30 protein-coding genes and 1 tRNA gene are annotated in these 24,069 nt (G+C 66.2%); 20 read left to right on the top strand and 11 right to left on the bottom strand.

Features of this window, described 5'->3' with window-relative positions:
- Nucleotides 1-109: 109 nt before the first annotated feature.
- Nucleotides 110-637 (top strand): peptide-methionine (S)-S-oxide reductase MsrA, encoded by a 528-nt coding sequence (gene msrA, locus NDB2M1_RS16985; RefSeq protein ID WP_072384053.1) that lies wholly within the window; start codon nt 110-112, stop codon nt 635-637.
- A gap of 4 nt (nt 638-641) precedes the next feature.
- On the opposite strand, the gene NDB2M1_RS16980 is transcribed toward msrA, so the two are convergent.
- Complete coding sequence (locus NDB2M1_RS16980; RefSeq protein WP_072384052.1) at nt 642-1,913, bottom strand: RsmB/NOP family class I SAM-dependent RNA methyltransferase; 1,272 nt, start codon at nt 1,911-1,913, stop codon at nt 642-644.
- A 71-nt stretch (nt 1,914-1,984) separates the two neighbouring features.
- Here NDB2M1_RS16980 and NDB2M1_RS16975 point away from each other — a divergent pair, with 71 nt between their 5' ends.
- Nucleotides 1,985-2,161: a DUF1674 domain-containing protein gene (locus tag NDB2M1_RS16975; protein ID WP_072384051.1), complete on the top strand. Its 177-nt coding sequence runs from the start codon at nt 1,985-1,987 to the stop codon at nt 2,159-2,161.
- Between the two features lie 9 nt (nt 2,162-2,170).
- On the opposite strand, the gene NDB2M1_RS16970 is transcribed toward NDB2M1_RS16975, so the two are convergent.
- From NDB2M1_RS16970 to dksA, 3 genes are all read right to left on the bottom strand, one after another.
- A complete protein-coding gene (locus NDB2M1_RS16970; RefSeq protein ID WP_231624975.1) occupies nt 2,171-3,640 on the bottom strand; it encodes an ABC transporter substrate-binding protein in 1,470 nt (489 codons plus the stop codon).
- Between the two features lie 104 nt (nt 3,641-3,744).
- Entirely contained in the window at nt 3,745-4,107 is a 363-nt protein-coding gene (locus NDB2M1_RS16965) for a PilZ domain-containing protein (RefSeq protein ID WP_171955434.1), read from the bottom strand.
- A 212-nt stretch (nt 4,108-4,319) separates the two neighbouring features.
- Nucleotides 4,320-4,778, bottom strand: a complete 459-nt coding sequence (dksA, locus tag NDB2M1_RS16960; RefSeq protein WP_054121853.1) for an RNA polymerase-binding protein DksA — start codon at nt 4,776-4,778, stop codon at nt 4,320-4,322.
- Nucleotides 4,779-5,039: 261 nt separating this feature from the next.
- On the opposite strand from dksA, the gene NDB2M1_RS16955 reads away from it, so the two are divergent.
- Nucleotides 5,040-5,390: an SEL1-like repeat protein gene (locus NDB2M1_RS16955; protein ID WP_054121852.1), complete on the top strand. Its 351-nt coding sequence runs from the start codon at nt 5,040-5,042 to the stop codon at nt 5,388-5,390.
- Nucleotides 5,391-5,480: 90 nt separating this feature from the next.
- Here the strand turns inward: NDB2M1_RS16955 and NDB2M1_RS16950 are convergent, their stop codons facing one another.
- The 5 genes from NDB2M1_RS16950 to NDB2M1_RS16930 are packed head-to-tail and all read right to left on the bottom strand — an operon-like array spanning nt 5,481 to nt 8,729.
- Entirely contained in the window at nt 5,481-6,611 is a 1,131-nt protein-coding gene (locus NDB2M1_RS16950) for a GNAT family N-acetyltransferase (protein WP_072384049.1), read from the bottom strand.
- On the bottom strand, nt 6,608-7,399 hold the full coding sequence (locus tag NDB2M1_RS16945; RefSeq protein WP_072384048.1) for a glycerophosphodiester phosphodiesterase family protein: 792 nt from the start codon (nt 7,397-7,399) through the stop codon (nt 6,608-6,610). The genes NDB2M1_RS16950 and NDB2M1_RS16945 overlap by 4 nt, the downstream gene beginning before the upstream one ends.
- Nucleotides 7,371-7,835, bottom strand: a complete 465-nt coding sequence (locus NDB2M1_RS16940; RefSeq protein ID WP_072384047.1) for a RidA family protein — start codon at nt 7,833-7,835, stop codon at nt 7,371-7,373. Before NDB2M1_RS16940 ends, NDB2M1_RS16945 begins: the two co-directional genes overlap by 29 nt.
- Complete coding sequence (locus tag NDB2M1_RS16935; RefSeq protein WP_072384046.1) at nt 7,828-8,463, bottom strand: HAD family hydrolase; 636 nt, start codon at nt 8,461-8,463, stop codon at nt 7,828-7,830. Before NDB2M1_RS16935 ends, NDB2M1_RS16940 begins: the two co-directional genes overlap by 8 nt.
- A complete protein-coding gene (locus NDB2M1_RS16930) occupies nt 8,463-8,729 on the bottom strand; it encodes a DUF3572 domain-containing protein (protein ID WP_371328218.1) in 267 nt (88 codons plus the stop codon). Before NDB2M1_RS16930 ends, NDB2M1_RS16935 begins: the two co-directional genes overlap by 1 nt.
- A 61-nt stretch (nt 8,730-8,790) precedes the next feature.
- Between NDB2M1_RS16930 and NDB2M1_RS16925 the strand changes: the two genes are divergently transcribed.
- Genes NDB2M1_RS16925 through NDB2M1_RS16915 form a run of 3 tightly spaced genes read left to right on the top strand, consistent with a single transcriptional unit; the run spans nt 8,791 to nt 9,783 of the window.
- Nucleotides 8,791-9,153, top strand: coding sequence for a response regulator (locus NDB2M1_RS16925; RefSeq protein WP_072384044.1), 363 nt, complete (start codon nt 8,791-8,793; stop codon nt 9,151-9,153).
- Nucleotides 9,154-9,213: 60 nt separating this feature from the next.
- Nucleotides 9,214-9,471: a CopG family ribbon-helix-helix protein gene (locus NDB2M1_RS16920; protein ID WP_072384043.1), complete on the top strand. Its 258-nt coding sequence runs from the start codon at nt 9,214-9,216 to the stop codon at nt 9,469-9,471.
- Nucleotides 9,472-9,477: 6 nt separating this feature from the next.
- The gene (locus NDB2M1_RS16915; RefSeq protein ID WP_171955432.1) at nt 9,478-9,783 is read left to right on the top strand and encodes a type II toxin-antitoxin system RelE/ParE family toxin; all 306 of its coding nucleotides are present in this window, start codon (nt 9,478-9,480) and stop codon (nt 9,781-9,783) included.
- On the opposite strand, the gene NDB2M1_RS16910 is transcribed toward NDB2M1_RS16915, so the two are convergent.
- Nucleotides 9,780-10,388, bottom strand: a complete 609-nt coding sequence (locus NDB2M1_RS16910) for a Pycsar system effector family protein (protein ID WP_371328216.1) — start codon at nt 10,386-10,388, stop codon at nt 9,780-9,782. The genes NDB2M1_RS16915 and NDB2M1_RS16910 overlap by 4 nt on opposite strands.
- Before the next feature lie 101 nt (nt 10,389-10,489).
- On the opposite strand from NDB2M1_RS16910, the gene NDB2M1_RS16905 reads away from it, so the two are divergent.
- From NDB2M1_RS16905 to NDB2M1_RS16895, 3 genes are all read left to right on the top strand, one after another.
- Nucleotides 10,490-10,729: an acyl carrier protein gene (locus NDB2M1_RS16905; RefSeq protein WP_072384041.1), complete on the top strand. Its 240-nt coding sequence runs from the start codon at nt 10,490-10,492 to the stop codon at nt 10,727-10,729.
- A 5-nt stretch (nt 10,730-10,734) separates the two neighbouring features.
- A complete protein-coding gene (locus tag NDB2M1_RS16900; RefSeq protein ID WP_253185931.1) occupies nt 10,735-11,964 on the top strand; it encodes a serine palmitoyltransferase in 1,230 nt (409 codons plus the stop codon).
- 119 nt (nt 11,965-12,083) lie between these two features.
- The gene (locus NDB2M1_RS16895; RefSeq protein ID WP_253185930.1) at nt 12,084-12,764 is read left to right on the top strand and encodes a GDSL-type esterase/lipase family protein; all 681 of its coding nucleotides are present in this window, start codon (nt 12,084-12,086) and stop codon (nt 12,762-12,764) included.
- On the opposite strand, the gene NDB2M1_RS16890 is transcribed toward NDB2M1_RS16895, so the two are convergent.
- Entirely contained in the window at nt 12,765-14,894 is a 2,130-nt protein-coding gene (locus NDB2M1_RS16890) for an acetate--CoA ligase family protein (protein ID WP_072384039.1), read from the bottom strand. It abuts the gene before it with no gap.
- A gap of 138 nt (nt 14,895-15,032) precedes the next feature.
- Between NDB2M1_RS16890 and NDB2M1_RS16885 the strand changes: the two genes are divergently transcribed.
- The 11 genes from NDB2M1_RS16885 (at nt 15,033) to NDB2M1_RS16835 (ending at nt 23,927) form a co-directional block, all read left to right on the top strand.
- A tRNA-Gly gene (locus NDB2M1_RS16885) sits at nt 15,033-15,106 on the top strand.
- A 22-nt stretch (nt 15,107-15,128) separates the two neighbouring features.
- The gene (locus NDB2M1_RS16880; RefSeq protein ID WP_072384038.1) at nt 15,129-15,506 is read left to right on the top strand and encodes a HupE/UreJ family protein; all 378 of its coding nucleotides are present in this window, start codon (nt 15,129-15,131) and stop codon (nt 15,504-15,506) included.
- Nucleotides 15,503-15,868 carry a TonB-dependent receptor domain-containing protein gene (locus NDB2M1_RS16875; RefSeq protein ID WP_072384037.1) on the top strand — a complete coding sequence of 122 codons (366 nt, stop codon included), beginning with the start codon at nt 15,503-15,505 and terminating at the stop codon, nt 15,866-15,868. The genes NDB2M1_RS16880 and NDB2M1_RS16875 overlap by 4 nt, the downstream gene beginning before the upstream one ends.
- A gap of 175 nt (nt 15,869-16,043) precedes the next feature.
- Nucleotides 16,044-16,604, top strand: a complete 561-nt coding sequence (locus NDB2M1_RS16870) for an outer membrane protein (protein WP_171955431.1) — start codon at nt 16,044-16,046, stop codon at nt 16,602-16,604.
- Nucleotides 16,605-16,771: 167 nt separating this feature from the next.
- Nucleotides 16,772-17,251 (top strand): DUF3617 domain-containing protein, encoded by a 480-nt coding sequence (locus tag NDB2M1_RS16865; protein WP_171955430.1) that lies wholly within the window; start codon nt 16,772-16,774, stop codon nt 17,249-17,251.
- Nucleotides 17,252-17,274: 23 nt separating this feature from the next.
- The gene (locus NDB2M1_RS16860; RefSeq protein ID WP_253185929.1) at nt 17,275-18,654 is read left to right on the top strand and encodes an efflux transporter outer membrane subunit; all 1,380 of its coding nucleotides are present in this window, start codon (nt 17,275-17,277) and stop codon (nt 18,652-18,654) included.
- Complete coding sequence (locus NDB2M1_RS16855; protein WP_072384033.1) at nt 18,651-19,961, top strand: efflux RND transporter periplasmic adaptor subunit; 1,311 nt, start codon at nt 18,651-18,653, stop codon at nt 19,959-19,961. Before NDB2M1_RS16860 ends, NDB2M1_RS16855 begins: the two co-directional genes overlap by 4 nt.
- Nucleotides 19,954-20,646, top strand: coding sequence for an ABC transporter ATP-binding protein (locus NDB2M1_RS16850; RefSeq protein WP_072384032.1), 693 nt, complete (start codon nt 19,954-19,956; stop codon nt 20,644-20,646). Before NDB2M1_RS16855 ends, NDB2M1_RS16850 begins: the two co-directional genes overlap by 8 nt.
- A complete protein-coding gene (locus NDB2M1_RS16845; protein ID WP_072384031.1) occupies nt 20,646-21,857 on the top strand; it encodes an ABC transporter permease in 1,212 nt (403 codons plus the stop codon). The genes NDB2M1_RS16850 and NDB2M1_RS16845 overlap by 1 nt, the downstream gene beginning before the upstream one ends.
- Nucleotides 21,850-22,584 carry a response regulator gene (locus NDB2M1_RS16840; RefSeq protein ID WP_072384030.1) on the top strand — a complete coding sequence of 245 codons (735 nt, stop codon included), beginning with the start codon at nt 21,850-21,852 and terminating at the stop codon, nt 22,582-22,584. The genes NDB2M1_RS16845 and NDB2M1_RS16840 overlap by 8 nt, the downstream gene beginning before the upstream one ends.
- A complete protein-coding gene (locus NDB2M1_RS16835; RefSeq protein ID WP_072384029.1) occupies nt 22,581-23,927 on the top strand; it encodes a HAMP domain-containing sensor histidine kinase in 1,347 nt (448 codons plus the stop codon). Before NDB2M1_RS16840 ends, NDB2M1_RS16835 begins: the two co-directional genes overlap by 4 nt.
- The last annotated feature ends 142 nt before the right edge of the window (nt 23,928-24,069 follow it).

Here is a 24,069-nt window from a genome sequence, read left to right as displayed (position 1 = left end):
CCGGTGGCGATTCGGGCGAAGAGGCAACCTAAGCGGGCAGGAGGCGATGACAACCAGGTCCTTTGTTCCTATCTGCAGCGGCAACTGACTGACAGCAAGGAACGAGTGAATGGCGCAGGCAATCATGGCGGGCGGGGGCTTCTGGTGCACCGAGGCGGTGTTTCGCGATGTGGTGGGCGTGATCGATGTCGAGAGCGGCTATATCGGCGGGACAAGCCCGAACCCGACCTACAAGCAGGTGTGCAGCGGTACGACCGGCCATGCCGAAGCGATCCGCGTGACCTATGATCCGGAATTGCTCTCGCTCGATGACCTGCTCGATATTCACTTTGCGACGCACGATCCGACGACGCTGAACCGGCAGGGCAACGATGTCGGCACGCAGTACCGTTCGGCGCTGTTCCCGGCGGATGACGAGCAGCGCGCGGCGATGGAAGCGGCGATTGCGCGGGCCGCAGCGGCCAATCCGAAGCCTGTGGTGACGACGATCGAAGGCCCGGCAGAATGGTGGCCGGCGGAAGACTATCATCAGGAGTATTGGCTGGGCGAAGGCCAGCGCAATCCCTACTGCCTCGCCGTGATCCCGCCCAAGCTGCAGAAGCTGCGCAAGAGCTTTGCGGCGAAAGTGAAGGCGTAAGGCCCTACTTCCCCCACATCGCGGCGAAGAAGCCGTCGATGCCGCCCTGTTCGGGCAGCATGCCGGGATCGCTGCGGAACCAGCCTTCGGGCGTGGGCGTGAGGCCGGCGGGAAGCTGATCGGCGGTGATGGGGACAGGGCCGAGCGCCTTGACCCACGCCGCCTGCGCTTCGCCTTCCCCCGGCTCGAGCGAGCACACCGCGTAGACGAGGCGGCCATCGGCGCGGATGGCTCCGGAGGCGCGTTCGAGGAGGGCGCGCTGGAGGTCTTCGAGGCCGGTCTGGTCGATCAGGCGGTGGAGCACGTCCGGGTGGCGGCGGCAGGTGCCGGTGGCGCTGCACGGCGCGTCAAGCAGGACGGCGTCGTAGAGCTCGCTGGGGCGCCACTGCATGGCATCGGCGGCGATCACTTCGACCGACAGGCCGACGCGGGCGACGTTTTCCTTGAGGCGTTCAAGGCGGCGGGCGGACTTGTCGAGCGCGGTGACCTGCCAGCCGGCGGCTGCGAGCTGCATCGTCTTGCCGCCAGGGGCGGCGCAGAGATCAAGGACACGGCGGCCCTCGCCGGGACCGAGCAGGCGCGCGGGGACCGACGCGGCGAGATCCTGCACCCACCAAGCGCCCTCGGCGAAACCTTCGAGCTGTTCGATGGCGCCGGAGCGCGCGAGGCGGACGTGGCCGGGGGCGAGCGACGTGCCGCCGAGGCGTTCGGCCCATTCGGTAGTGCGCGCAGGATCGCGCAAGCTGAGATCGAGCGGCGGCGGGACGGCGAGGCCCTTGGCGATGGCTTCGACGCGGTCGGGCCAGGCCGTGCTCCAGCGTTCGAGCGTAGCGGCAGGGAGTGTGGGACTTGCGGGCAGCCCCCCCTTGTCATTGGCGCCCTTCAGCACCGCAGAGAAGACGCCGTGCGCAAGGCGGCGCGGGCCGCCCATCAGCAGCGGGAGGCCGGTGGCGATCACCGCGTGCGGCGGCAGGCCAAGGCGGAGTGCCTGTGCGAGCATCAGGCGCAGGACAGTGCGGGCCTTGGCGTCTTCGGGGAGGATCTGGCGGGTCGCGCCATCGATCAGCCGGTCGAGATCGGGAAGCCAGCGCAGCGCTTCTTGCGCGATGGCAAGCGCGAGGGCGCGGTCATCGCCGCGTTCGATCGCGCGCAGCACCGGCAGGGCAGCCTGATCGAGCGGATCGCCCCGGCGCAGCACGGCATCGAGCAGGCGCAGCGCGGCGCGGCGGGCGGGCACGCCGTGAAGATCATCGGATTGGGGGGAAGGACGAGCCATTGGTGAGCCTATCGCGCGCGGTGCCCCCTTTGGCAATTGCGCATTGCGCTGCGGTGGCGCAGGGAGCGTACATGGACAAGCAGACGCCTCGCGCGACCAAGCGCCCTGCAAGCTTTACCCGGCCCGAGCATTGGTCCACCGAACCCGCGCCCGAGCCGCGTGAGGCGGAGAAGCGCGACGATCCCGATGGCCTCGATCCCACACGCTTTGGCGACTGGGAGCGGAACGGGATCGCGATCGATTTCTGAGATCGCCGGCTAGCGCGGCAGCGCCGCCAGCGGCGGCAGCGGGTGCCAGCCCCATGGGTTGAGCGCGAAACCGGTGACGCCCGCGCGCACCAGCGACCAGCGCAAGGGGCGGGCAATCGGGATATAGGGATTGGCCGAGGTAATCTCGGCCTCCGCTTCGCCGAGGAGCCGCGCGCGTTCGCGCATATCGGCGGTGCGGCGGGCCTGCTCGAGCAGTTGGTCGCCAGCCATGTTGCAGGCGGGCTTGTGGACCGAGCAGGCGAGCTGGTTGAGGAACCACGAGGCGCGGCCGTAGCGCGCGGTCGCGTCGATCAGACGCAGGTCCGCCGGTTTGTCTTCCGCCACTTGCACGGTGACGATGCCGATGGCCTTGAAATCTGACGCAATGAGATCGATCACCCGGCGCGTGCCCGGCCCGTTTGGCGCGGCGATGCGCAGCAGGGGCGCGGACTTGCCGCTGGCCATCCAGCGCGTGACCCGCTCGGCGGCGAGCGCGCGGCGTTGCTCGAGCGCGACGCCGACCCAGCGCTCGCCGACCGTGCCGGCATCGCCTTCAACCCCGGCGGAGACAATGCGCGTGGTGGGTTGCCAACCGGCGATGTTGAACGCGGCGATGATCGCATCGCGGTCGATGGCGAGGGCCAGGGCCTCACGATTGGGGGCCTCCGCGAGGAAACCGTCATCGCGCTCGACCAGCAGGCCGAACATGCCAATGACCGGATCAAGCTGGACATTGCCCCGCGCGAGGCCGGTCTGCTGCGTGAGCGGAATCGAATCGATGCGTCCGCCGAGCACCAGATCCGCCGCGCCTTCGTTGAAGCGGTCAACCGCCTTTGTCGCCGGCAGGAAATCGACAACGAGGCTGCGCGCGCGGCTGGAGAAGCCCTCTTCGGGCACGAGGCCGCGCTTCTCCGGCGGGATCAGCGAGAGTTCCACACCATTGCCGCGCCGGGCAAGACCCATGGGCCCGGAGCCGCGCCGGGCATAGGGCATTCCGAGTTCGGGCTGGGCGAGCAGGGTGAGCAGATCGGGTACGGGGGCGACGAGATCGATCTCGATCACCCGGTCCGCCATGACGCGGACCTGCTCGATGGCGGCGAGATCGAGCCCGAGCGCGGTGCCCTTGAGCTGCGCGATGGCCCTGCGCAGCGCGGTGGCGGCGGTCTCGGCAGTGATGCGCGAGCCACCGGGCCAGGTGCCGTCGCGCAGGCGGAAGATGTAGCTCTGCCCGTCGTCGGTGATGATCCAGCGGTCGGCGATGGCCGGGACGATATGGCCTTCAGCATCGAAGCTGACGAGACCTTCGACCGTCGCGCCGCGCAAGGTGCGGGCAGCAGGCGAAAGGCGCAAGCTGCTGGTATCAAGCGCGCTGCGATCACCGATGAGCGCAATCGGCAGCGGCCCTTCGCTGCGCCGTCCGCAGGCCGAGACGCCAAGCACCAGCGCGCCGAGCCCGGCGAGGGCCAGGGCGGCAGCCACGGAGAGGCGGAAACCACGCACCATTGTTTGTGGTGCTAGCACAGGGGACCGCGTGGGTCAGCGCCGGAAGGGCGGCATGCCCCCGGGAATCATCAGAATTCTTTCTAGATCTTGCGGATGCGCGCCGGATCGATCGTGGCGATCACGGGCTTGACGAAGCGCGGCGTGGAATCAGGCTGGATCGCGATCGGCTCCCGCGCGAGCTTGGGATCGATCTCCTCGAGGAAGGCGATGCCGAAGCGGTTTTCCTGAATCCAGGCAACGACACCTTCGACCCAGCCGATATTGCGCAGATTGATTTCGAGCTTGGCGCCGCGGGTAACCTTGACGTGGCCTTCGGCCATCATGCCGCCGCCCGAAAGGTTGCGAACCTTGACACGGTGCTCGTCGCCCGCCCCGGCGAGACGCACGTCCGCCATGAGAAACAGGCTGTCTCGCCCTACCTGCCGATGATCGAGTTCAGTCACGCCCGGATTCCGTCTCATCTGCCAAAGAAGGCCCCCACGAACAGTGCGCTGAGCCGCACTGAACGCCACGAAGAAAGTCGCAGAACTTTCTCGCGGATTGCTAAGCGAGGGTGGCTAACGGAACCTTAATTCGGCGCGGCGTTAAGGTGTTTTTGCTTAGGCTGTACCGGAGCGGGACACTCTGCTGCCGAAGCGTTTCCCCGCGCCGAACCTTACATATCGCGGGAGATTTTCTCGCGACGCTCGTGGGCTTCCTGCGCTTCGACGGTCATGGTGGCGATAGGACGGGCGATCAGACGGCCTAGCCCGATCGGTTCACCCGTGACTTCGCAGTAACCATATTCGCCTTCATCGATCCGGCGCATCGCGGCATCGATCTTGGCGATCAGCTTGCGCTGGCGATCACGCGTGCGCAGCTCGATGCCCCATTCGGTCTCGCTCGAAGCGCGGTCGTTGAGGTCAGGCTCGCGGATCGGGCCGTCCTGCAGCGCGGAAAGCGTGCCGGCCGAGGCGGACAGGATCGACTTCTTCCATTCGAGCAGCAGGCGGCGGAAATAGTCCTGCTGGGCCTCGCCCATATAGGGTTCGTCATCTGACGGGAGATAATCGCTGGGCATGGCCCGGCGTGCCTTGGCCAGAACGTCGATTTCGTCACCCAACACACCAGCCATTACGGCCCTCCAAGCACGTGCTTTTGCGACCATCGGCCGCCGTGACGTCCGCAACTGGAACGCCCGCGGCTCCCGGTTGGCGGGCCTATAGGCAAGTCACGGAAACCGTACAAGGTTTTCCTCCGGAGCCCGGCGAAGTTGTACCCAGCCCCCTTACCTAGGCTCTTTTTTTCGGCGTTAACCAATTGTTGACCAAGATTGTTGACTTTGTCCTTGCCCGGCCAAGCTGGAATTGCGGCACGGGGGGACAGGGGAATGGTTATGGCTCAGACGTGGATCAAGCTGGTTTCCGAGACCGAAGCATCCGAAGGCGCGATGGACTGCGCTGCCACCGACTCGCTCGTCGCGACCTGCCTTGCTGCCGCAGCAGCCGGCGACATGGACGCGCTGTTCGACCTTGGCGTCGCCTTCTCGACCGGCAGCCACGGCGCGCCCTGCGATCTGATCGAGGCGCACAAGTGGTTCAACCTTGCCGCCGTCGGCGGGCATGAGGAAGCCGCGACCTGCCGCGCCGAAGTGTCGGACGACATGACCGCGCGCGAAATCGCCGAAGCCCAGCGCCGCGCGCGCGAATGGCTGCGGATGATGCGGAGCGACAGCCAGGCGGCTTGAGAGTTCGCGGAATTTACCCCTCCGTCAGCCCTGCGGGCTGTCACCTCCCCATTTGTGCCTTCGGCAAAAATGGAGAGGATCTGAGAGATTTCAGCCCTTCCTGAACGGCGTGCGTTCACCCAGCCACAGCTGTTCCTGCGCGACACCTTGCCGCTCGCGTTCGAGGAAATCGGCGACAGCGCTGCGGAAATTGGGGTCGGTGATATAGTGCGCCGACCATGTCGGCACCGGCTTGTAGCCGCGCGCCAGCTTGTGCTGGCCCTGGGCGCCTGCTTCCACGCGCTTCAGCCCTAGTGCGATGGCAGCGTCGATCGCCTGATAATAGCACAGTTCGAAATGCAGGAAGGGCTTGTCGACAATCGCCCCCCAATACCGGCCGTAGAGCGCTTCCGAGCCGATGAAGTTGAGCGCGCCGGCGATGGGCCGTTCGCCAAGGAAGGCCATGACCAGCAGGATGCGGTCGGCCATGCGCTCGCCCATCAGGGTGAAGGCCTCGCGCGTCAGGTAGGGCCGACCCCATTTGCGCGCGCCGGTATCCTGATAGAATTGCCAGAAAGCATCCCAGTGCTCGGGGCGGATGGCATCGCCGGTGAGTTGCCGAATCTCGACGCCGTCCTGCGCTTTGGCCCGCTCCTTGCGCAGGTTCTTGCGCTTTTCCGAGGACAGCGCGGCAAGGAAATCATCGAAACTGGCATAGCCGTCGTTGTCCCAGTGGAACTGGGTGTCGGTGCGCAGCAGCCAGCCGGCTTCCTGAAACACCGGCAGCTGGGCGGGTTCGATGAATGTGGCGTGGGCCGAGGAAAGCGCGTTCTGCTCGCAAATCTGTTCGGCGACACGCAGCAGGGGGACGCCGAGTGCGGGGTGCTCGCCCGTCAGCAGTCTTGGACCTGTCGCCGGGGTGAAGGGCACGCTGATCTGGAGCTTGGGATAGTATTGCCCGCCAGCGCGGTGCCACGCATCGGCCCAGCTGTGATCGAACACGTATTCGCCCTGGCTGTGGCCCTTGAGATAGGCCGGGAGCGCAGCGGCGGCGATCCCGGCGGCGTCCTCGATCACCAGGGGCAAGGGCGACCAGCCGCTGCGGCCGCCCACACTGCCGGATTCCTCGAGCAGGGTCAGGAAATCGTGGCTGGTGAATGGGTTTCCTGTGCCCGCAAGCGCGTCCCACTCGACGGCGGGAATCTCGCCGACAGCGTGGTGGACGCGCGCGGTGATGCTCACGAGCGGGCGGCTCTCGTGATCCCCGCCCCCTCGGCAATCGGGCCATCGCCGTGCTTGAGGGCGCGGTCCATGAGGTCGGGCGTGTTGACCGTCCATGTCAGCACCGGGAAACCGCGCTTGCGCTGTGATCCCGCAAAGCGGCTGGGCATGTCGGTGATGTCGTAGGCCAGAAAGTCAGGCTTGGCCTGCCACAGCGCGATGTGGCGGCGGGTGCGCGCGAAGAGCGTGCGGCTGCCTTCCTCCATCATCACGAGGCCGCGCACGATGTGGCTGGAGTGCCGGGCGAACCAGCGCGAGACGCGCGGATCGAAGCTCATCACCGCGACCGGGCCGCGATAGCCTTCGAGCATGCGGCGCACGGCGAGGCAGATGGCAGGGATGCGCGTGGAGGGGCGCGTCTTTACCTCGATCAGCAGGGGCACACGGCCCGCGACGAGATCGAGCAGATCGCGCAAGCTCGGGATCAGGTCCTCGTCATTGCCGATGAGCTTGATCTGGCTGAGCTTGGCCGCGCTGCGTTCGATGACGAGGCCGGTTTCGGCGGTCAGGCGGTCGAGCTCCCAATCGTGGAAGACCATCGCCTGCCCGTCGCTGCTGCGCTGGACATCGCATTCGATGCCGTACCCCGCCTCGATCGCGGCGGCGAAGGCCGATAGCGCGTTCTCCGGCAGTCCGGGACCATGAAGGCCGCGGTGGGCATAGGTCACGCCCTTGAGCCAGGCCACCTTCTCCGCTTGAGGGGGCGGTGCGAGCAGGCGATCAAGCAGGATGGAGAGCAAATACAGCATCGATTTCCACTGCGCAGCCAAGGGGAAGAACCGGCACGCCGACCGCGCTGCGGCTGTGCTTGCCCGCATCCCCGAACACCGCGACCATCAGTTCGGATGCGCCGTTGGCGACCTTGGGCTGGTCGGTGAAATCGGGCGTGGAGGAAATGAACGCGCCGAGCTTGACCACGCGGGCGATGCGGTCGAGCGAACCAAGCGCGGCCTGCGCCTGTGCGAGGAGCATGAGGCCGCAGCCGCGCGCGGCGGTCACGCCTTCCTCGAGGCTGACGTTCTCGCCCAGCCGGCCCTTGACCAGCTCGCCATCGACGAAAGAGACCTGCCCCGAGACATAGAGGAAGCTGCCGGCCTCCACGGTCGGTACATAGGCCGCGACGGGTGCGGCAGGCGTGGGCAGCGTGATGCCGAGTTCGGCAAGTCTGGCGGCGGTATCACTCATCGTCGTTTACTCCGGTAATGCGATCCATAAGCCAGGGCAGCGCATGCTCCCACTGGTCGATACGGGCATGGGCGTGGCCCTTCTCGTGGGCGCAAGCGATATGGCGCGCGATCATCGGCTCGCCGCACAGGTGCAGGCGGCTGACGTGCGGTGCGATCTCCATCACCGACCCGTGGTGCTGCGGCAGATCATCGATAAACACCGCGCGGCTGGGCTGATATTCGTCGAGAATCGCCTTGAGCGCCGGACCTTTCGGGCCCTGGTTGGTGAAGACACGGGCGTGGATGCCGACATCCTGAAGCTGGCGTGCGCGGGCATCGCGGCGTTCGTCGGTGAGGTTCGTCAGGATCACGATGTCGGCATGTTCGGCAAGTGTGTTGATGCCCTCGACCGCGCCGGCAATCGCGCCCTGGCGGTGCATTTCGGTATCGAAGAACAAGCCGAGCAGGCGCCAGATTTCCGGACCCGGAACCGGATCGCCGCTGCCGGCATAGCGCATGGCCTTGCTGAAATCGCTGTCTTCCATCACGAAATCGATGCCGTGATGCTCGCCGAGCCATTCCTTGTAGGGCACGATCATGTGCAGCAGCACTTCGTCGCAATCGCTGATCACCAGCGGTTTCGTCATCACAATCTCTCCCGGGTGGCGGCGAGCGCGGCCGGGGACATGCCCAGCGCTTCAGCCGCCGCAATCAGATCTGCCTCATGCCCGCAGAGGAATTCGAGGACTGCGCCCTGCACCGCCGGGTCGCCGAGACCGCTGCGCAAGGTCTCCGGGGTGAGCCCGGTCAGCGCAAGAAACCGTTCGGCCCGGTCGCCATCACCGAGCACCCAGCCGAGCGCCTGCAGCGCGGTGGCGGCAGGATCGGGTGTAGGGAGGACTTCGCGGGCGATTGTCAGGACCTTTCGGGGTGACTAGGCAGAGCCGTGGGCGGCGTGAGGATAGTGGGGCTCAGTGGCAAAAAGAATACTGGTTGTCGAGGACAACGACCTCAATCGCAAGCTGTTCTGCGACGTGCTCAAGGCTGGCGGGTTCGCTGTCGAGCCGCTCGCCGATGGCCGCGATGTGCTTGTTCGCGCACGGGAATTCGTGCCGAATCTGATCATCATGGATATCCAGCTGCCCAATATCTCGGGCCTCGAACTGATCGAAGCCCTCAAGGGCGAGCCCGCCCTGCGCGCGATCCCGGTGCTGGCGGTGACTGCCTATGCCGGCAAGGGCGACGAGGAACGCATCCGCGAGGCGGGCGCGGAAGGCTATCTTGCCAAGCCCGTATCGATCGGGCCGTTCATGATGGCGGTGAAGGCGCTGGTGTGAGGGGGCTTAAGCGGCTGTTTGAACTGTGGTACAGGCGCTAGAGATTACAGGAGACTACAGGTGCCTGCAGCCAAGTCGTCAGAGCCAATCACCGTGCGGACGAGCAAGGAGACGATCGCCCGTATCGACGCGCTGGCCGCTTCCATGGACCGCTCGCGCAATTACCTCGTGGGTCAGGCACTGGAAGAATATCTTGAGCGCAACGCCTGGCAGATCGAGCGCATCGAAGCGGGCCTGGCCGATCTCCGCGCAGGAAGAGTCATTCCGGCGGAAGACGTCTTCAGCGAAATTGGCGAGAAGCACGGCTGGAAGCTCTAGGTGCAGTTGATCTTTGCCGAGGCTGCGAAACGGGACCTCGACGATATCGTCACGTTCATCGCCCTCGAAGACAGGGTTGCTGCCGAGGCGGTCGCACGGGCCATCGTAGAAGCTGCAAGGCGGTTGACAAGTTTTCCCGGGCTAGGCCATGCTGGCAGACTTCAAGGAACCAGAGAGTATTCGGTTTCCCGCCTCCCCTACATCATCGTATACACAGCCGACGCGCAAGCCGTATCGGTGCTTGCCGTGCTTCATACGGCGCGGAACCTTCCACGGGCGCTTGCAGCGCGGCGAAGGGAGATCGATGACTAACCCCGCGCCATCAGATACTCGCCGATGAACACCACGACTGTCAGCGTCAGCCCCGCCATGAACAGGCGGTAGGCATAGCCCAGAAAGCGGTACTTCTTGTGCTGGAGGACCTGACCGTTCTGGTACATGTCGTGGAGCATGAGGCGGAAGGTGCCCTCGTCCGACTTGAGATCGGCCAGCACGCTTTGCGTCCATTCCTCCTCGTCCATAGCGGTGAAGGTACCGAAAAACAGCTTGTTCGGCCGCGCGCTCGGCCCCGGCCTGCCGATCGATGGCAGGACCGCAAAGACCGCGCACATTGCCGAGGCAAACGCAAAGGCGGCCAGCACCAGCAGCGAGGCGGGCAGGTGACCGTTCTTTGCCTGCCCCATGGTGATCGTGAAAACCACGAAAGTCGCGCCCATCAGGATCGAAGCCTTGGAATCGGCCATCTGGCTGAGCGTGAGATTGATGCCCTGCGCTGTGCGAACGAGGTGGATCGCGTGGTTCGAATAGCCCGATGGCGAAAGCGGCGAAGGCGTGGGCTTTTGCGGTTCAGGGCTGGTGGACGGATCGGCCAGTTTCGCTCTCCCGTGCGAGACACCGCGCCCCCTGCACGGCTTCACGAAAGTGACACATTGCCCAGCCGCTTGACAAGCGACGCCGCTGGCCGCTTTTCAGCCTTATTCTTGGGGCAAGGGCGCCTCACAGTTGGAGAATGACACAAATGGATCGCGCCGCCACCGCCGCCCGCATTGCCGAAGTGATCGAGCCGTTCAACAAGAACGACATCGCGATCGACGAGACCACCTCGTTCGCCGGCGATCTGGAGTGGGACAGCCTCACGGTCATGGATTTCGTGGCCGCCATCGAGGATGAATTCGACATCATCATCAGCATGAACCAGCAGGCCGAGATCGAGACCTACGGCCAGCTGATCGATGCCGTGACCAAGCTGCAGGGCTGACCCTCATGAACGACATGACCCCGCCGGAAGCCGCACCGGCTGATCTCTTTTCCAAGTTCGATGCGATGATCGAGACGCGCCGTTCGCTGCTGGCGACGGGCGTGACCGATCCGTTCAGCCTCGTGATGGAAAAGGTGCTCTCGCCTACCACCGCGATCTGCAACGGGCGCGAGACGATCCTGCTCGGCACCTACAACTATATGGGCATGACCTTCGACCCCGACGTGATCGCGGCGGGCAAGCAGGCGCTCGACGACTACGGCAGCGGCACGACCGGCAGCCGCGTGCTGAACGGCACCTATGCGGGCCACCGCGCGGTGGAAGAGGCGCTCAAGGAATTCTACGCCATGGATCATGCCATGGTGTTCTCGACCGGATACCAGGCGAACCTTGGCATCATCAGCACGATCGCGGGCAAGGGCGATTACATCGTGCTCGACATCGACAGCCACGCCTCGATCTGGGACGGCTGCAAGATGGGCGACGCCGAAGTCGTGCCGTTCAAGCACAACGATATCGAGGCGATGGAAAAGCGCCTGCGCCGCATTCCCGAAGGTGCGGGCAAGCTGGTCGTGCTCGAAGGCGTCTATTCGATGCTGGGCGATATCGCCCCGCTCAAGGACATGATCCGCATCGCCAAGTCCTACGGCGCGATGGTGCTGGTGGACGAAGCGCATTCGATGGGCTTCATCGGGCCGAACGGGCGCGGCGTGGCCGAGGATCAGGGCGTGCTCGACGATGTCGACTTCGTGATCGGCACGTTCTCCAAGTCGGTCGGCACGGTCGGCGGTTTCTGCGTTTCGAACCACCCGAAATTCGAGATCATGCGCCTCGTCTGCCGCCCTTATGTCTTCACCGCAAGCTTGCCGCCGAGCGTGGTGGCGACGGCTGCCACCTCGATCCGCAAGCTGATGCACGCCGGTAACAAGCGCGCGCACCTGTGGGAAAACTCGCGCACGCTGCACAAGGCGCTGACCGGCCTCGGCTTCAAGCTGGGCACTGAGGAACCGCAGAGCGCGATCATCGCGGTGATCATGCCCGATCTGGAGCGCGGCGCGATGATGTGGGAAGCGCTGCTGCGCGAGGGACTCTATGTGAACCTTGCCCGTCCGCCCGCGACCCCGGCGGGGATGACCTTGCTGCGCTGCTCGCTGTGTGCGGAGCATAGCGCGGAGCAGGTGCAGGTGATCGCCGGGATGTTCGAACGCGCCGGCAAGGCCGTGGGGATCATCTGATGCGGCTGGGGGCGCTGGCCGCGCTGGCGCTTTGGGCTGGGCCTGCTCTCGCTCAATCGGCACCGGCACCGAGCTTTCCCCCGCCGTCCCCGCCCATCACGGCACCGGGCGACGGGATCATGGACAAGCCGTGCCCCGATCAGAAGGGCCTGTGGTTCGGTCATCCCTATATCCGGCAAAACGACTGGGCGTGGGAGTGCAAGTACGCCGAGGCGAACGAGCAGCTCGCAGCGCCACCGCGGGTCGTGTTCATCGGCGACTCGATCACCGAGAACTGGGTGCCGCTGACCCCGGCGCTGTTTGCCGGTGGCGCGGTCGGGCGCGGTATTGGCGGGCAGACCAGCGGACAGATCCTCGTGCGGTTCTATCAGGACGTGGTGCGGCTGCGCCCGCGCGTGGTGCACATCATGATCGGCACCAACGATCTGGCGGGCAATATCGGACCCAGCAGTCCCGAGATGTACAAGAGCCACGTGGCAGCGATGGTCGATATCGCGCGCGCTAACGGGATCAGCGTGGTCATCGGCAGCATCCTGCCTGTGTCGAAGTTTTCGTGGAAGCCGGCGCTGGCCCCGGCAAAGCAGGTCATGATGCTCAATGCCTGGCTGCGGGAACTCGCCCGGGCGCGCGGCGCGGTCTATGCGGATTACCATGGCGCGCTGGTTAATGCCGAGGGCGGGATGAACCCCGACGTTGCGCCAGACGGCATCCATCCCAACGCCAAGGGCTATGGACTCATGGAGCCGATCACTCGCGCCGCGATTGCCGAGGCGGAGAAGACTGCGCGCGCGGCGCGCTGATCACCCCTCCACCAGCATCAGCGCATCGAGCGCGACCACACCCTGCCCCTTGGGATGCAGGATCACCGGATTGAGATCGACCTCGCGGATCGAGGGTTCGGCGCGCAAAACGCGGCCAAGCGTAACGATCAACTGCGCGAGCGCGGGCACATCAAGCGCAGGCGCACCGCGGAAGCCTGAGAGGATCGCCGCGCTCTTGAGCTGCATCAGTTCGGCCTCGACAGCTTCTGCGGTCATATCCGCCGCGAGCAGGCGCACGTCGCCAAGGATTTCGGCCGTCACGCCGCCGAACCCGGCAAGCAGGACAGGGCCCCACTCGGGGTCGTTCTTCGCGCCGACGATCATTTCAACGCCGCGTGCGCCCATTGCCTCAATCAACACGCCATCGAGCGTGATCGCGGCAGAATAGGCGGCGACGCTGGCGTGCATGCGCTCCCACGCGGCGCGGACGGCAGCGCCATCGGCAAGGTTCAGGATCACCCCGCCTGCGTCGCTCTTGTGGCTCAAGGCGGCAGCCTGCGCCTTCATCGCGACGGGATAGCCGAGCGCATCGGCAGCGGCGACGGCGTCCTCCACGCTCGCCGCGAACGTGCCCGCCGGGAAAGGAATGCCGAGCGGGCCGAGCAGCGCCTTGGCTTGATACTCCGGAATGACTCCGAGGTGATCGGCAAGGCCGGGGACCGCCAGCGGCGCTTCGATGTTGGCGGTCACATCGCGCGCTGACCACTGCGTCAGCCGCGTTATCGCCCGCAGCGCGCGTTCGGTGGTGGGGAACCACGGCACCCCGGCGGCGCGCAACTGGCCAATGTAGTCGGCGGGGACAATCGCACCTTCGTCGAGCCCGGCGAAGATCAGCGGCTTGGTGAGCGGCTTGGCCGTCGCGGCGGCAAGGATCGGCGGGAACTTGATGCCGCACGTCACCGGTTCGGCCTGAATGATCCCGGCGAGCACAGTGCCGACGCGCGGATCATCGAGCAGCGCATCAAGGCAGCGGGTGTAGATGGCAGGCTCCGAAAGGCCCTGTGCGGTTATGTCGAGCGGATTGCTGACCGGCACGAACGGCGGCAGCGCGGCGCGCAAGGCGGGCGAATCCGCATCATGCAGCGGCGCGAGCGGCAGGCCGAGCGTTTCCGCCAGATCGAGCGTGAGCGCCTTGAACGCGCCGGATTCGCCCAGCACCGCCGTGTGCCCGGAAGGCAGCGCCGGGCAGCGCAGCGCGATCTCGGCGATATCGCCCAGCTCTTCGAGCGTGTCGGCCATGATCACCCCGGCTCGGGTGACCTTGGCGCGCATCAGCGCATAGTCGCCCGCCATCGCACCCGTATGGGTCGCCGCGGATTCGCGCGCGGCGCTGGAGGTGCCGGGGTGGAGCAGGACGATCGGCTTTCCCGCAGCAGCGGCACGCGCCGCGGCGGCGAGGAAACGCGCGGGCTTGCGGAACTGCTCGACGATCATCGCGATGACGTGGGTATCGGGCTGGTCGATCAGCCACTCGACGTAGTCTTCGACGCCGCTCGCCGCCTCGTTGCCGGTCGAGACCGAGTAGGACACGCCGCATGTCCGGGCGAGGAGCACGGTACCGAGCACTGCCGCCATGGCGCCGGACTGCGAGACCACACCGATGGCGCGTCCGCCCGCGGGCGGCCGGGCGTCCGTCTCGACGAAGGTCAGCGGGATGCGGTCGACATAGTTGACGAGGCCAAGGCAATTGGGACCCTCGAGAACCATCCCGGCCTCTTGCGCGATGCGGGCGATCTCGCGCTGTTCGGCGAGACCCTCCGCCCCACCCTCGGCAAACCCGGCGGCAAAGATGACCACCCCGCCGACCTTTCGCGCGGCGAGCGCCTTCACCGCATCGAGCACACCGCTGCGCGGGATGGCGAGGACGGCAGCGTCTACGCCATCAGGCAGCGCCTCGATCCCCGGCAGGCAGGCCCGCCCGCCGAGGCTCTCGCGCTTGGGGTTGATCGGATAGATCTCGCCAGCAAAGCCGTTGGCATCGAGGTTGGAGAGCAACGTGGTACCGAGCGCGCCCGGCTTGTCCGAAGCGCCGACCACCGCGACCGAACGCGGCCGCAGGAGCCGCTCGAGCGCCGGGAGGACAGGGGCGGACTGGGCAGAATCGGACACGTGGCTCTCCGGATTGGGTTATGCAACATAACAATAGCCGCTGCGACGAGGCAGGGCAAGGCGCACGACGAATGGCGCAAGATGCAAAGGTCCGAAGGTTGACGAGAAGCCGCGCGGCGTGGCAGAGGCCAATGCGCCGCGGGTATAGCTTAGTGGTAAAGCTCCAGCCTTCCAAGCTGGCTATGCGGGTTCGATTCCCGCTACCCGCTCCATTTTCTTGTCCGCCGCTGTCCGTTGCTGCGCACGATCACCGCCTTCACCGTCGCGCATTCGATCACGCTGGCGCTCACCGCGCTCAGGATCCTCGCGCTCGATCCCGCGCTGGTCGAGGCGATGGTCGCCTGGTCGATCCTGTTCCTTGCGGTCGAACTCGTGCGCAAGGCGCGGGGAGAAGACGGGCTGACCCAGCGTCAGCCATGGGTCGTGGCCTTCGGCTTCGGCCTGCTCCACGGCGCGGCCTTTGCCGGGGCGCTGCGCCAGATCGGCCTGCCGCAGGGCAATATTCCTGCCTCGCTGTGGCCCCCACGATCCAGCAGCGCGCCTGGTCCTCGCCGATCTGGTATACGCCGTCGCGCGGCCGGGGGTGACATACCTTTGGTGAGGGACCGGTGATCTGGCGGTTCGGTGCCGATGCACGGTGGGACCGTATCGGCAAGGTCGGTCTCTATCGCACGGTCGCGGGCGAGGTTGTCTCCACGGTGCGCGAGGACCGGGTCGACGAGGCGAGTGGCGGACTGTTCGGCGAGGCCAGCGTCCGCCTTGCCCCGGCGCTGCGCGCGATCCTCGGCCTGCGCGCGGATGCGATCACCTACCATGTCCGTTCCGACAATGCCGCCAATTCGGGCAGCGGCAGCGCCGCGATCGTTACCCCGAAGGCGGCACTTGCATGGCAACCGGGCCGCGGCCTGGAGATTTATGCGAACTACGGCGAGGGCTACCATTCAAATGATGTGCGGGGAGGCATACGGGGCTAGCATCTGACAATGTAAGCGCATCGCAATTTGGCAAATGACTGGCAACGCGCCGCAAAAATCGGCGCACATTGCAGGACCGTCGGCTTCGGCTGATCAGGCGACGGCCATCACAGGTTCGGTCTCAACGCTGTTCCTTGGCGCAGGTGCCTGCCCCTTGCACAAATTGGAGGCATCCATGCGTAAACTGTTTTTTCTCGCGCTCGCCGGCGCGATCCTCGCTGGCACCCCGGCTCGTGCCGAAGGGCCTCGGGTCGAGGTCCGCGCCGGGTGGGACCGGCTCGACTTCGATCTCGGCAACCTCGATCGGCGATCCGAAGGCGTGACCTACGGCGGTGCGATCGGCTTCGACAAGGATCTTGCTGGCGGGTTGTTCGCCGGAGTCGAAGGCACCGTGGATTTCAGCTCTGCCGAACTCGTGGCGAGCGCGGCGAGCGGCACGGCCTATGCGCCGCGGCGGGATTTCGGGCTCAGCTTTCGCGTTGGCACGACGATTGGCGCCAATGCCAAGGTCTTCGGCAAGATCGGCTATGCCAATGCACTGTTCCGGGATCAAACCCTGCTCCCGGACGGCACACATTCTGGCAAGAGCATCTATCGGGACGGCATCCGCCTCGGTCTTGGCACTGAGGTCCCAATCACGCAGCACACCTACCTCAAGGCAGAATATGACTACACCAACTATTCCGGGGGCGTGCAGCGCAACCAGGTGCTGACGGGTTTCGGCGTCCGTTTCTGAACCCGTTACGAATGCGGGGCGGGCAAAGCCCGCCCTCGTTTGTGTCAGCTTTTTGTCAGTGGCGGCAATGCAGCGTGACAGGTCTGGCCTAGTACGGCGGCATGAAGATCATGGCTCTGCTCCGCGCTGCCCGCTGCCTGCTGCCCAATTTAAGCACAGGATTGACGATGAATCGCCAGACAGCCCTCCAACTTGCTTCCGGTGCAGCGGGATTTGCGCTGACGGCATCGCTGCTGCTGGTGGGCGCCAGGGCCCATGCGCAGCAGCCGGCCAGCTTTGCCTTCAGGCCCGGTCTCTGGTCGCTGACGCGCACGATGAACGCCGGTCCGGGCGGAAGTGCGCGCAGCGCAGCCGAAGAGGTCTGCTTCGATGCCGCGACGCTTGCGCGCGAACCGGCCGCACCGATCCGGATCAGGCCTCCAGCAACGGACAAGAACGCACCGCAGTGCGCGATCGCCGATCTCAAGGTCGCGGGTGGCACGGCAAGCTATTCGACTCTATGCAAGGGGCCGATGGGCCGCATTCGCGGCCTGTGGACCGGCACGCATGACGCGGACCGATTTGCCATGACCGGGCGGATGAAGGCCATGTTCATGACCCTGAATGCTACCTACAGCGGCCGCTGGCTGGGTGCCTGTAAACCTTGAGGCGGCGCTGGACGGTCATGTGCTTGGCCTCGCTTGTTGTGCTCGGTGGGTGCCGGGCGGGGCCGGACTACCATCCGCAGTCGGCTGCGGCGCTCTCGGTGCCCGTGGCCTTTCTGCACGGTGTGGAAGCACCTGCCGACCAGGAAGGCGAGGCCGACTGGTGGAGGCGCTTCGATGATCCTGCGCTTGCCCCGCTCATCGCGCGCGCCGTGGCGGGGAACACGGATATCGCTGCGGCTGCCGCGCGGTTGCAACAGGCGCGCGAAGGACTGCGGCAGGCCCAGGCACAGTTCGCGCCGACGATCAGCACTAGCGGCAGCGCCGGACGGCTGTTCAACAGCGCCGCGCCAGACAGCGACAGCTTCTCGCAAAGCCTCGATGCGCGCTGGACCGCCGATCTGTTCGGCGGGCTGGGGCGCGGGCGGCAGGCATCGGCAGCCTTGCTTGAGGCGGCGCGCTATTCGCTGGCCGATGTGCAGCGCGCCATCCTCGCCGAGCTGGCGCGCAATCTGGTTGATGCACGCACCACGGCGCTCCGGCTCGATATTGCGCGCGATACGTTGCGGACGCAGGACGACAATCTGGTGATCGCGGGCTTCCGAGTGCGCGCTGGACTGGTTTCCGCACTGGATGAGGAACAGGCCCGGTCGCAGCGCGCTGCGACCGCAGCGAGCATTCCCCTGCTGGTGCGGACCGAGGCGGCGGCGCGCAATCGGGTTGCGGTGCTGGCGGGGATGGCGCCCGAGGCGATCGATCCGCTGCTGGGCAAGTCAAGCCAAGTGCCTGCCGCTCCCGGCCTTGCGGTGGGCGCACCGCTTGACCTCTTGCGCCGCCGCCCGGACCTGCGCGCCGCCGAACGCCGGCTCGCCGCTGCATCGGCGCGGATCGGAGTGGCCGAGGCGCAGCTCTATCCCGCGCTGGTCCTGACCGGCAATCTAGGCACAACGTCGAACTCGATCCGCACCTTGACCGATGTGGTGACCGGGCAGGTCTTCGCCTCGCTTTCTGCGACAATCTTCGATGGCGGGCGGCTGCGCAGCGTGGTGCGCCAGCGCCGCGGCGAGGCCGAGGAGAGCCTTGCCGATTATCGCGGCCGCGTGCTCGGCGCGCTCGAGGATGTCGAGAACGCGATGGTGACGCGCGAAACCAGCGACACAAGGCTGGTCGAACTGGGCCATCAGGTGGCTGCCGCGGATGCGGCGGCGCGGCTGGCGCGCAGCAATTACCGCGCCGGGCTCACCGATTTTCGTACGCTGCTCGATGCCGAGCGCACATTGCTGAGTGCGCGCGACAGCGAGGCCAGCGCGCGCGGCGACCGCGCCAAGGCCGCGATCCAGCTCTACCTCGCGCTTGGGGGAGACTGGCCGCAGGACGCCGATGTTTCAGGAAAGACAAGGCCATGACCGCAGAAGCGGAGACCGATCTCGATATCTTTCTCGCGCGCCCGCCGAGGGGCTGGTGGACCCGTTGGGGCAAGTGGGCCGCAGCCCTGCTGGGCGTGGTCCTGCTGGCCCTCCTCGTGCTGCGGCTGCTGAGCGGCGGTGCGAAGACGGAGTATGTCACCGGCGAAGTTGTGCGCGGTGACCTCTCGGTTACGGTCACTGCGACGGGCAATCTCGCGCCGACCAACCAGATCGATGTCGGCTCGGAAATCTCGGGCATCGTGCGCGATGTTCGGGTCGACGCTAATGACCGGGTGACTAAGGGACAGGTGCTCGCGGTGATCGACACCGCACGGCTGACCGATCAGGTGAACCAGAGCCGGGCGCAGCTGGCCGCAAACACCGCTAGCGTGGCGCAGGCCCGCGCGACGCTGGACGAGGCGCGGCTCCAGCTTGGCCGCTTGCAGGAAGTGCGGCGGCTTTCGGACGGTCGCGTACCGGCCGACGTCGAGATGGCGGCGCAAGTGGCAGCGGTTGCCCGCGCCCGCGCCTCGCTTGCGGCGGCCGAGGCCAATGTCGCGGCGGCGGCAGCCGCGCTTTCGTCGAACCGCACGCAGGTTGACCGCGCGGTGATCCGCTCGCCGGTGACGGGCGTGGTGCTCAAGCGGCTGATCGATCCCGGGCAGACGGTACAGGCCGCGTTTAACACTCCGCAGCTGTTCATCATTGCCGAGGACCTTACGCAGATGAAGCTGGAGGTTGCTGTCGATGAAGCCGATGTGGGCCAGGTGCGCGAAGGGCAGCCTGCGAGCTTCACCGTCGATGCCTTTCCGACGCGCACCTTCCCCGCGCGGCTGATCCGGATCGACCTTGGCGCGAAAAACCTCGCGGCTAGCTCGGGCACCACGACGTCGAGTTCCGATGTCGTGTCCTATATCGCAACGCTGGTGCTCAGAAACGCCGATCTCGTGTTGCGTCCTGGCATGACGGCGACGGCAGTGATCGAGACATCGGGGATCAGGAATGCATTGCTTGTGCCCAATGCGGCGCTGCGATTTACGCCGCCGGCTTCGGCGGTCAAGGCTTCGGGCTTGCGCATCGGTCCACCTGACCAGCGCGGCTCGACCGTGCGCCAGCAACGCGAGGTCGGCGCGGGTAGCCGACTGCCGATCTATGTGCTGGGAAAGGATGGTAGCCTGCGCATGGTCGAGGTGGTCACCGGGCGCAGCGACGGTCGGCGCACCGCTCTCACGGGCGAAGGCCTGCGGGCGGGCATGGTCGTCATCACCGGAGTGAAGTCGGCGGCCAAGGGAAGCACAGGTGGCTGAGCCGCTGATCCGGCTATCGGGCATCACCAAGACCTTCGGTGAAGGGCCCGCCGCGTTCCGAGCGCTGCGCGGGGTGGATCTCGATGTGGCGGAAGGTGATTTCGTCGCAATCATGGGTGCGAGCGGTTCGGGCAAATCGACCACGATGAACATCCTCGGCTGCCTCGACACGCCGACCAGCGGGCGCTTCGTGTTCAAGGGCGTCGAAGTGCAGGCACTGGACCGGGATCAGCGCGCGCTGCTCAGGCGGCGCTACCTCGGCTTCGTGTTTCAGGGATTCAATCTGCTGGCGCGCACGTCTGCGCTGGAGAATGTCGAACTGCCGCTGCTCTACCGCGGTGAAAGCGGCGCGCGGCGGCGGGCGCTGGCGATGGCCGCGCTTGACAATGTGGGGCTTGCGGCCTGGGCGCACCACGCACCCAACGAACTTTCCGGCGGGCAGCAGCAGCGCGTTGCCATCGCACGCGCGATTGTCACTTCGCCGGCCGTGCTGCTGGCAGATGAGCCGACCGGCAATCTCGACAGCGAGCGGTCGCTCGAGATCATGGCGCTGCTGACCGGGCTCAACCGCGAGGCCGGGATCACCGTGTTGATGGTCACGCATGAGCCAGACATGGCAGCCTATGCCCGCACCGTGGTGCGCTTCCGCGACGGGCTGGTCGAGCGCATCGAGGTGCAGGGCTGATGCTGGGGACCACCATTCTCCTCGCCTTCCGGGAAATCCGCCGCCACCTCATGCGCTCGTTCCTTACGGTGCTTGGCGTGGTGATCGGCGTGTTCTCGGTGATCACGATGGTGACGCTGGGCAACGGCGCGACCGCTTCTGTGCGGCAATCGATCAGCGCGCTGGGGTCCGACATGCTGCAGGTCCGCCCTGGGCAGAGCCTCGGGCCGGGCGGCGGGGGTGCAGCGGTCGCACCCCCGTTCAAGCTCGACGATCTGGCCGCGATCCACAGCCAGATCGCCGGGGTTGTCGCAGTCGCCGGGCAGGCGCAAGTCGCAGCCACCGCGGTGCGCAATGCGCAGAACTGGTCGACCAGCGTGACCGGCACGAGCAACGACTTCTTCACGGCGCAGAAACTGGCGTTCAGCGCCGGCCGGCGGTTCACGCCAGCCGAGGAGCAATCCGGCCGAAGCGTCTGCGTGATCGGCTCGACCATTGCGCGCAATCTGTTTCAGGGCGTCGATCCGGTGGGGCAGTCGATGCGCGTGCGCAACATCAGCTGCGAAGTCGTCGGCGTGCTGGCAGAGCGCGGACAAAGCGGGTTTGCCGGGGACCAGGACGATACCGTGGTCATGCCGATCAAGGCGGTGCAGCGCCGCATGACCGGCAACCATGATGTCCGCGCGATCATCGTCGGGGTTGATCCCGCCTTCGACAGCAGCGCGATCAAGGCCTCGCTGGTGGCGCTGATGCGCGAGCGGCGGCGGCTCGCCCCAACCGAGGCGGACGATTTCAGCGTCCTCGATTCGCGCCAGATTTCCGATACGATTGCCAGCACGGTCGGACTGCTGACCGTGCTGGTCGGCGCCGTTGCCGGGATCAGCTTGCTGGTGGGCGGGATCGGGATCATGAACATCATGCTGGTGAGCGTAACCGAGCGCACGCGCGAGATCGGCGTGCGGCTGGCGATCGGCGCGCTGGGGCATGAAGTGCTGCTCCAGTTTCTGGTGGAGGCGGTGGTGCTCTCGTGCCTCGGCGGCCTGATTGGCATCGCGCTCGCGCTGGTGACCTGCCTGATCGTCGCGCCGCTGATGGGGCTGCCGTTCCTGTTCGATCCGGCGATCAACCTGCTCAGCTTTGCGTTCTCCGCGCTGATCGGGGTGGTGTTCGGCTATTTTCCGGCGCGCCGCGCGGCGGCCCTCAATCCGATCGAAGCGCTGCGCTATGATTGATCCCGAACGCGAAGCCCCGTTCCGCATTCTTGTCGTCGATGACGATGATGCGCTGCGCACGCTGGTGCGCGAGTTTCTGGAGAGCCACGGCTTCGAGGTCCACGAGGCGAACGGTGGGACGGAGATGCGAGCGCTGCTGCGGCGGCAGCCGGTCGATGTGGTCGTGCTTGATGTGATGATGCCGGGGGAAGACGGGCTCGCCCTCGCGCGCGAACTGGTGCTTTCGAGCGAAGTCGGGGTGATCATGGTCTCCGCGCTCGGGCAGGAGACGGACCGCATCGTAGGGCTTGAAGTGGGCGCGGACGACTATCTGGCCAAGCCGGTTTCCCCGCGCGAACTGGTCGCCCGCATCCGCGCCCTGCTGCGGCGCAGGCGCACCGGCGGCGGCGGCGGTGGAGAACACGAGAAGCGGCGCTTCTATCACTTCGCCGGCTGGACCTGCGACATGCACCGACGCATTCTGCGCGATCCGGCGGAAGTAGTGACTCCACTTTCGGTCGGCGAATTTGCCCTGCTGCGAGCCTTTTTGGAGCGGCCGCAGCGCGTACTCACGCGTGACTACCTCCTCGACATCACGCGCGGAGATGACAGCGACGCTTTCGACCGAGCCATCGATTCACAGGTTAGCCGCCTGCGCCGCAAGCTGGCGCAGCGTTCGCAGATCGAACTGATCCAGACGATCCGGAACGAAGGCTATATCTTCGCCGCCAAGGTCGATGTGCGGTGAGCCGCTCGATCTTCACCTACAGCATTCTGCTGGGCATGGGCGGCGCGCTTGCAGTGGCCATTGCCATCGCCGTGATGATCCTGTTCACCCCGGTGCCGATCCAGCTGCCGATCTCGACACTTGAGGTGAGCCGGCTCCTCGCCGGGCAGCCGATCTCCGGCGTCAATGTCGTCCCGCGCACGGTTGCCTTGCGCGCGGCACCCGGCTTTGACGATGGCCGGACGGCGGCCGAGCAGACCATGAAACGCGCGATGGCGCGCGGCCTCGGCGTCAGTCCTGATCGGCTGAGGTTTGCCATGGCGAAGGATGCGTTGCTGCCCAGCACCGGGATCAATGGCACCTATGGGCGCAATATCGTCGAAAGCGAGCGATTGTTCGGCGATGATCCCCGCTTCGGCGCGATGGTCATCGGGCCTTTCGACGCCGCATTGCACTTGCCGGACGGTCGCTGGCGGGTGGTCAGCACCGAAGGCCACAGCCCCGGACCGATCTGGCAGATCGGCGTCCTCAAGCTGATCGGGCTTGCCGTCATCGGGATCGTGCCACTGGCGTGGCTTGTCAGCCGCGTGCTGGCGCGTCCGATCCGCACCTTTGCGATGAGCGCAGACCGGGTGGGACGCGGCGTCTTCGAGGAAGTGCGGGTCGCGGGGCCGGCAGAAATCCGGCAGGCCGCAACCGCGATCAACGACATGCAGCGGCGCATCGAAGCCTTGATCCGCGAACGGACGGCAGTGGTCGGTGCCATCGCCCATGATCTGCGCACGCCGCTGGCACGGATGCGGTTTCTGGCCGCGCGGCTGGGGGATGCGGAGCGCACCCGCCTCGAAGCGGAAATCGCGGGAATGGACGACATGATCGCGGTGACCATGGACTTCGTGCAGAGCCGCACCCAGCAACCCGATTTCAGCAAGATCGATCTCGGCGGGATATTGCGGATCGCCGCGCAGAACCTCAGCGATCTCGGCCATGATGTGCGGATGGACGATCCGCCCGCGCCGCTCGTGATCGAGGGCGATGCCGTCCAGCTGGACCGCCTCTTTGCCAATCTCCTCGGGAACGCGATCAAGTATGGCCAGCGCGCCGAAATCCGCCTTGCCAGGGCCAATGGCGATGCCGTTGTCATGATCACGGATTACGGGCCGGGCATGACCGAGGCGGGCCTCGAACGCGCCTTCGAACCGTTCTTTCGCGAGGAAGCGTCGCGCAACCGCGCGACTGGCGGGATCGGGCTTGGCCTGGCGATCGTCCAATCGCTGGTGGAGGCGCATCGCGGCAGCATCACGCTTGCGAACGGTGCCGGTGGCGGATTGGAAGCCACTGTCCGCCTGCCCTTATGCGCCTGACTTTTGCGCAATGTGCCGCGATCCTGGCGGCTCGCGCAAAGCCCTGACAAACACATCCTGCAAGACCGGGTCAGCGTCTTCCTGATCGAGGAGCCCGGACAATGGCAAGTGGCAAGCAGTGGTGTTCGTTCCGGGGCCGCAG

The organism is Novosphingobium sp. NDB2Meth1, assembly GCF_900117425.1.
In the GTDB taxonomy this organism is placed as follows: Bacteria; Pseudomonadota; Alphaproteobacteria; order Sphingomonadales; family Sphingomonadaceae; genus Novosphingobium.
This window is presented reverse-complemented; position numbering and strand designations above follow the sequence as displayed.

Bases quoted from the DNA above. Each gene is read 5' to 3' on its own strand.
- NDB2M1_RS16940 (WP_072384047.1), bottom strand. From the start codon at position 7,835: ATGAGTGATACCGCCGCCAGACTTGCCGAACTCGGCATCACGCTGCCC.
- NDB2M1_RS16845 (WP_072384031.1), top strand. From the start codon at position 20,646: ATGCTGGGGACCACCATTCTCCTCGCCTTCCGGGAAATCCGCCGCCAC.
- NDB2M1_RS16855 (WP_072384033.1), top strand. From the start codon at position 18,651: ATGACCGCAGAAGCGGAGACCGATCTCGATATCTTTCTCGCGCGCCCG.
- NDB2M1_RS16955 (WP_054121852.1), top strand. From the start codon at position 5,040: ATGGCTCAGACGTGGATCAAGCTGGTTTCCGAGACCGAAGCATCCGAA.
- NDB2M1_RS16945 (WP_072384048.1), bottom strand. From the start codon at position 7,399: ATGCTGTATTTGCTCTCCATCCTGCTTGATCGCCTGCTCGCACCGCCC.
- NDB2M1_RS16900 (WP_253185931.1), top strand. From the start codon at position 10,735: ATGAACGACATGACCCCGCCGGAAGCCGCACCGGCTGATCTCTTTTCC.
- NDB2M1_RS16980 (WP_072384052.1), bottom strand. From the start codon at position 1,913: ATGGCTCGTCCTTCCCCCCAATCCGATGATCTTCACGGCGTGCCCGCC.
- dksA (WP_054121853.1), bottom strand. From the start codon at position 4,778: ATGGCTGGTGTGTTGGGTGACGAAATCGACGTTCTGGCCAAGGCACGC.
- msrA (WP_072384053.1), top strand. From the start codon at position 110: ATGGCGCAGGCAATCATGGCGGGCGGGGGCTTCTGGTGCACCGAGGCG.
- NDB2M1_RS16935 (WP_072384046.1), bottom strand. From the start codon at position 8,463: ATGACGAAACCGCTGGTGATCAGCGATTGCGACGAAGTGCTGCTGCAC.
- NDB2M1_RS16870 (WP_171955431.1), top strand. From the start codon at position 16,044: ATGCGTAAACTGTTTTTTCTCGCGCTCGCCGGCGCGATCCTCGCTGGC.
- NDB2M1_RS16840 (WP_072384030.1), top strand. From the start codon at position 21,850: ATGATTGATCCCGAACGCGAAGCCCCGTTCCGCATTCTTGTCGTCGAT.
- NDB2M1_RS16975 (WP_072384051.1), top strand. From the start codon at position 1,985: ATGGACAAGCAGACGCCTCGCGCGACCAAGCGCCCTGCAAGCTTTACC.
- NDB2M1_RS16865 (WP_171955430.1), top strand. From the start codon at position 16,772: ATGAATCGCCAGACAGCCCTCCAACTTGCTTCCGGTGCAGCGGGATTT.
- NDB2M1_RS16895 (WP_253185930.1), top strand. From the start codon at position 12,084: ATGGACAAGCCGTGCCCCGATCAGAAGGGCCTGTGGTTCGGTCATCCC.
- NDB2M1_RS16905 (WP_072384041.1), top strand. From the start codon at position 10,490: ATGGATCGCGCCGCCACCGCCGCCCGCATTGCCGAAGTGATCGAGCCG.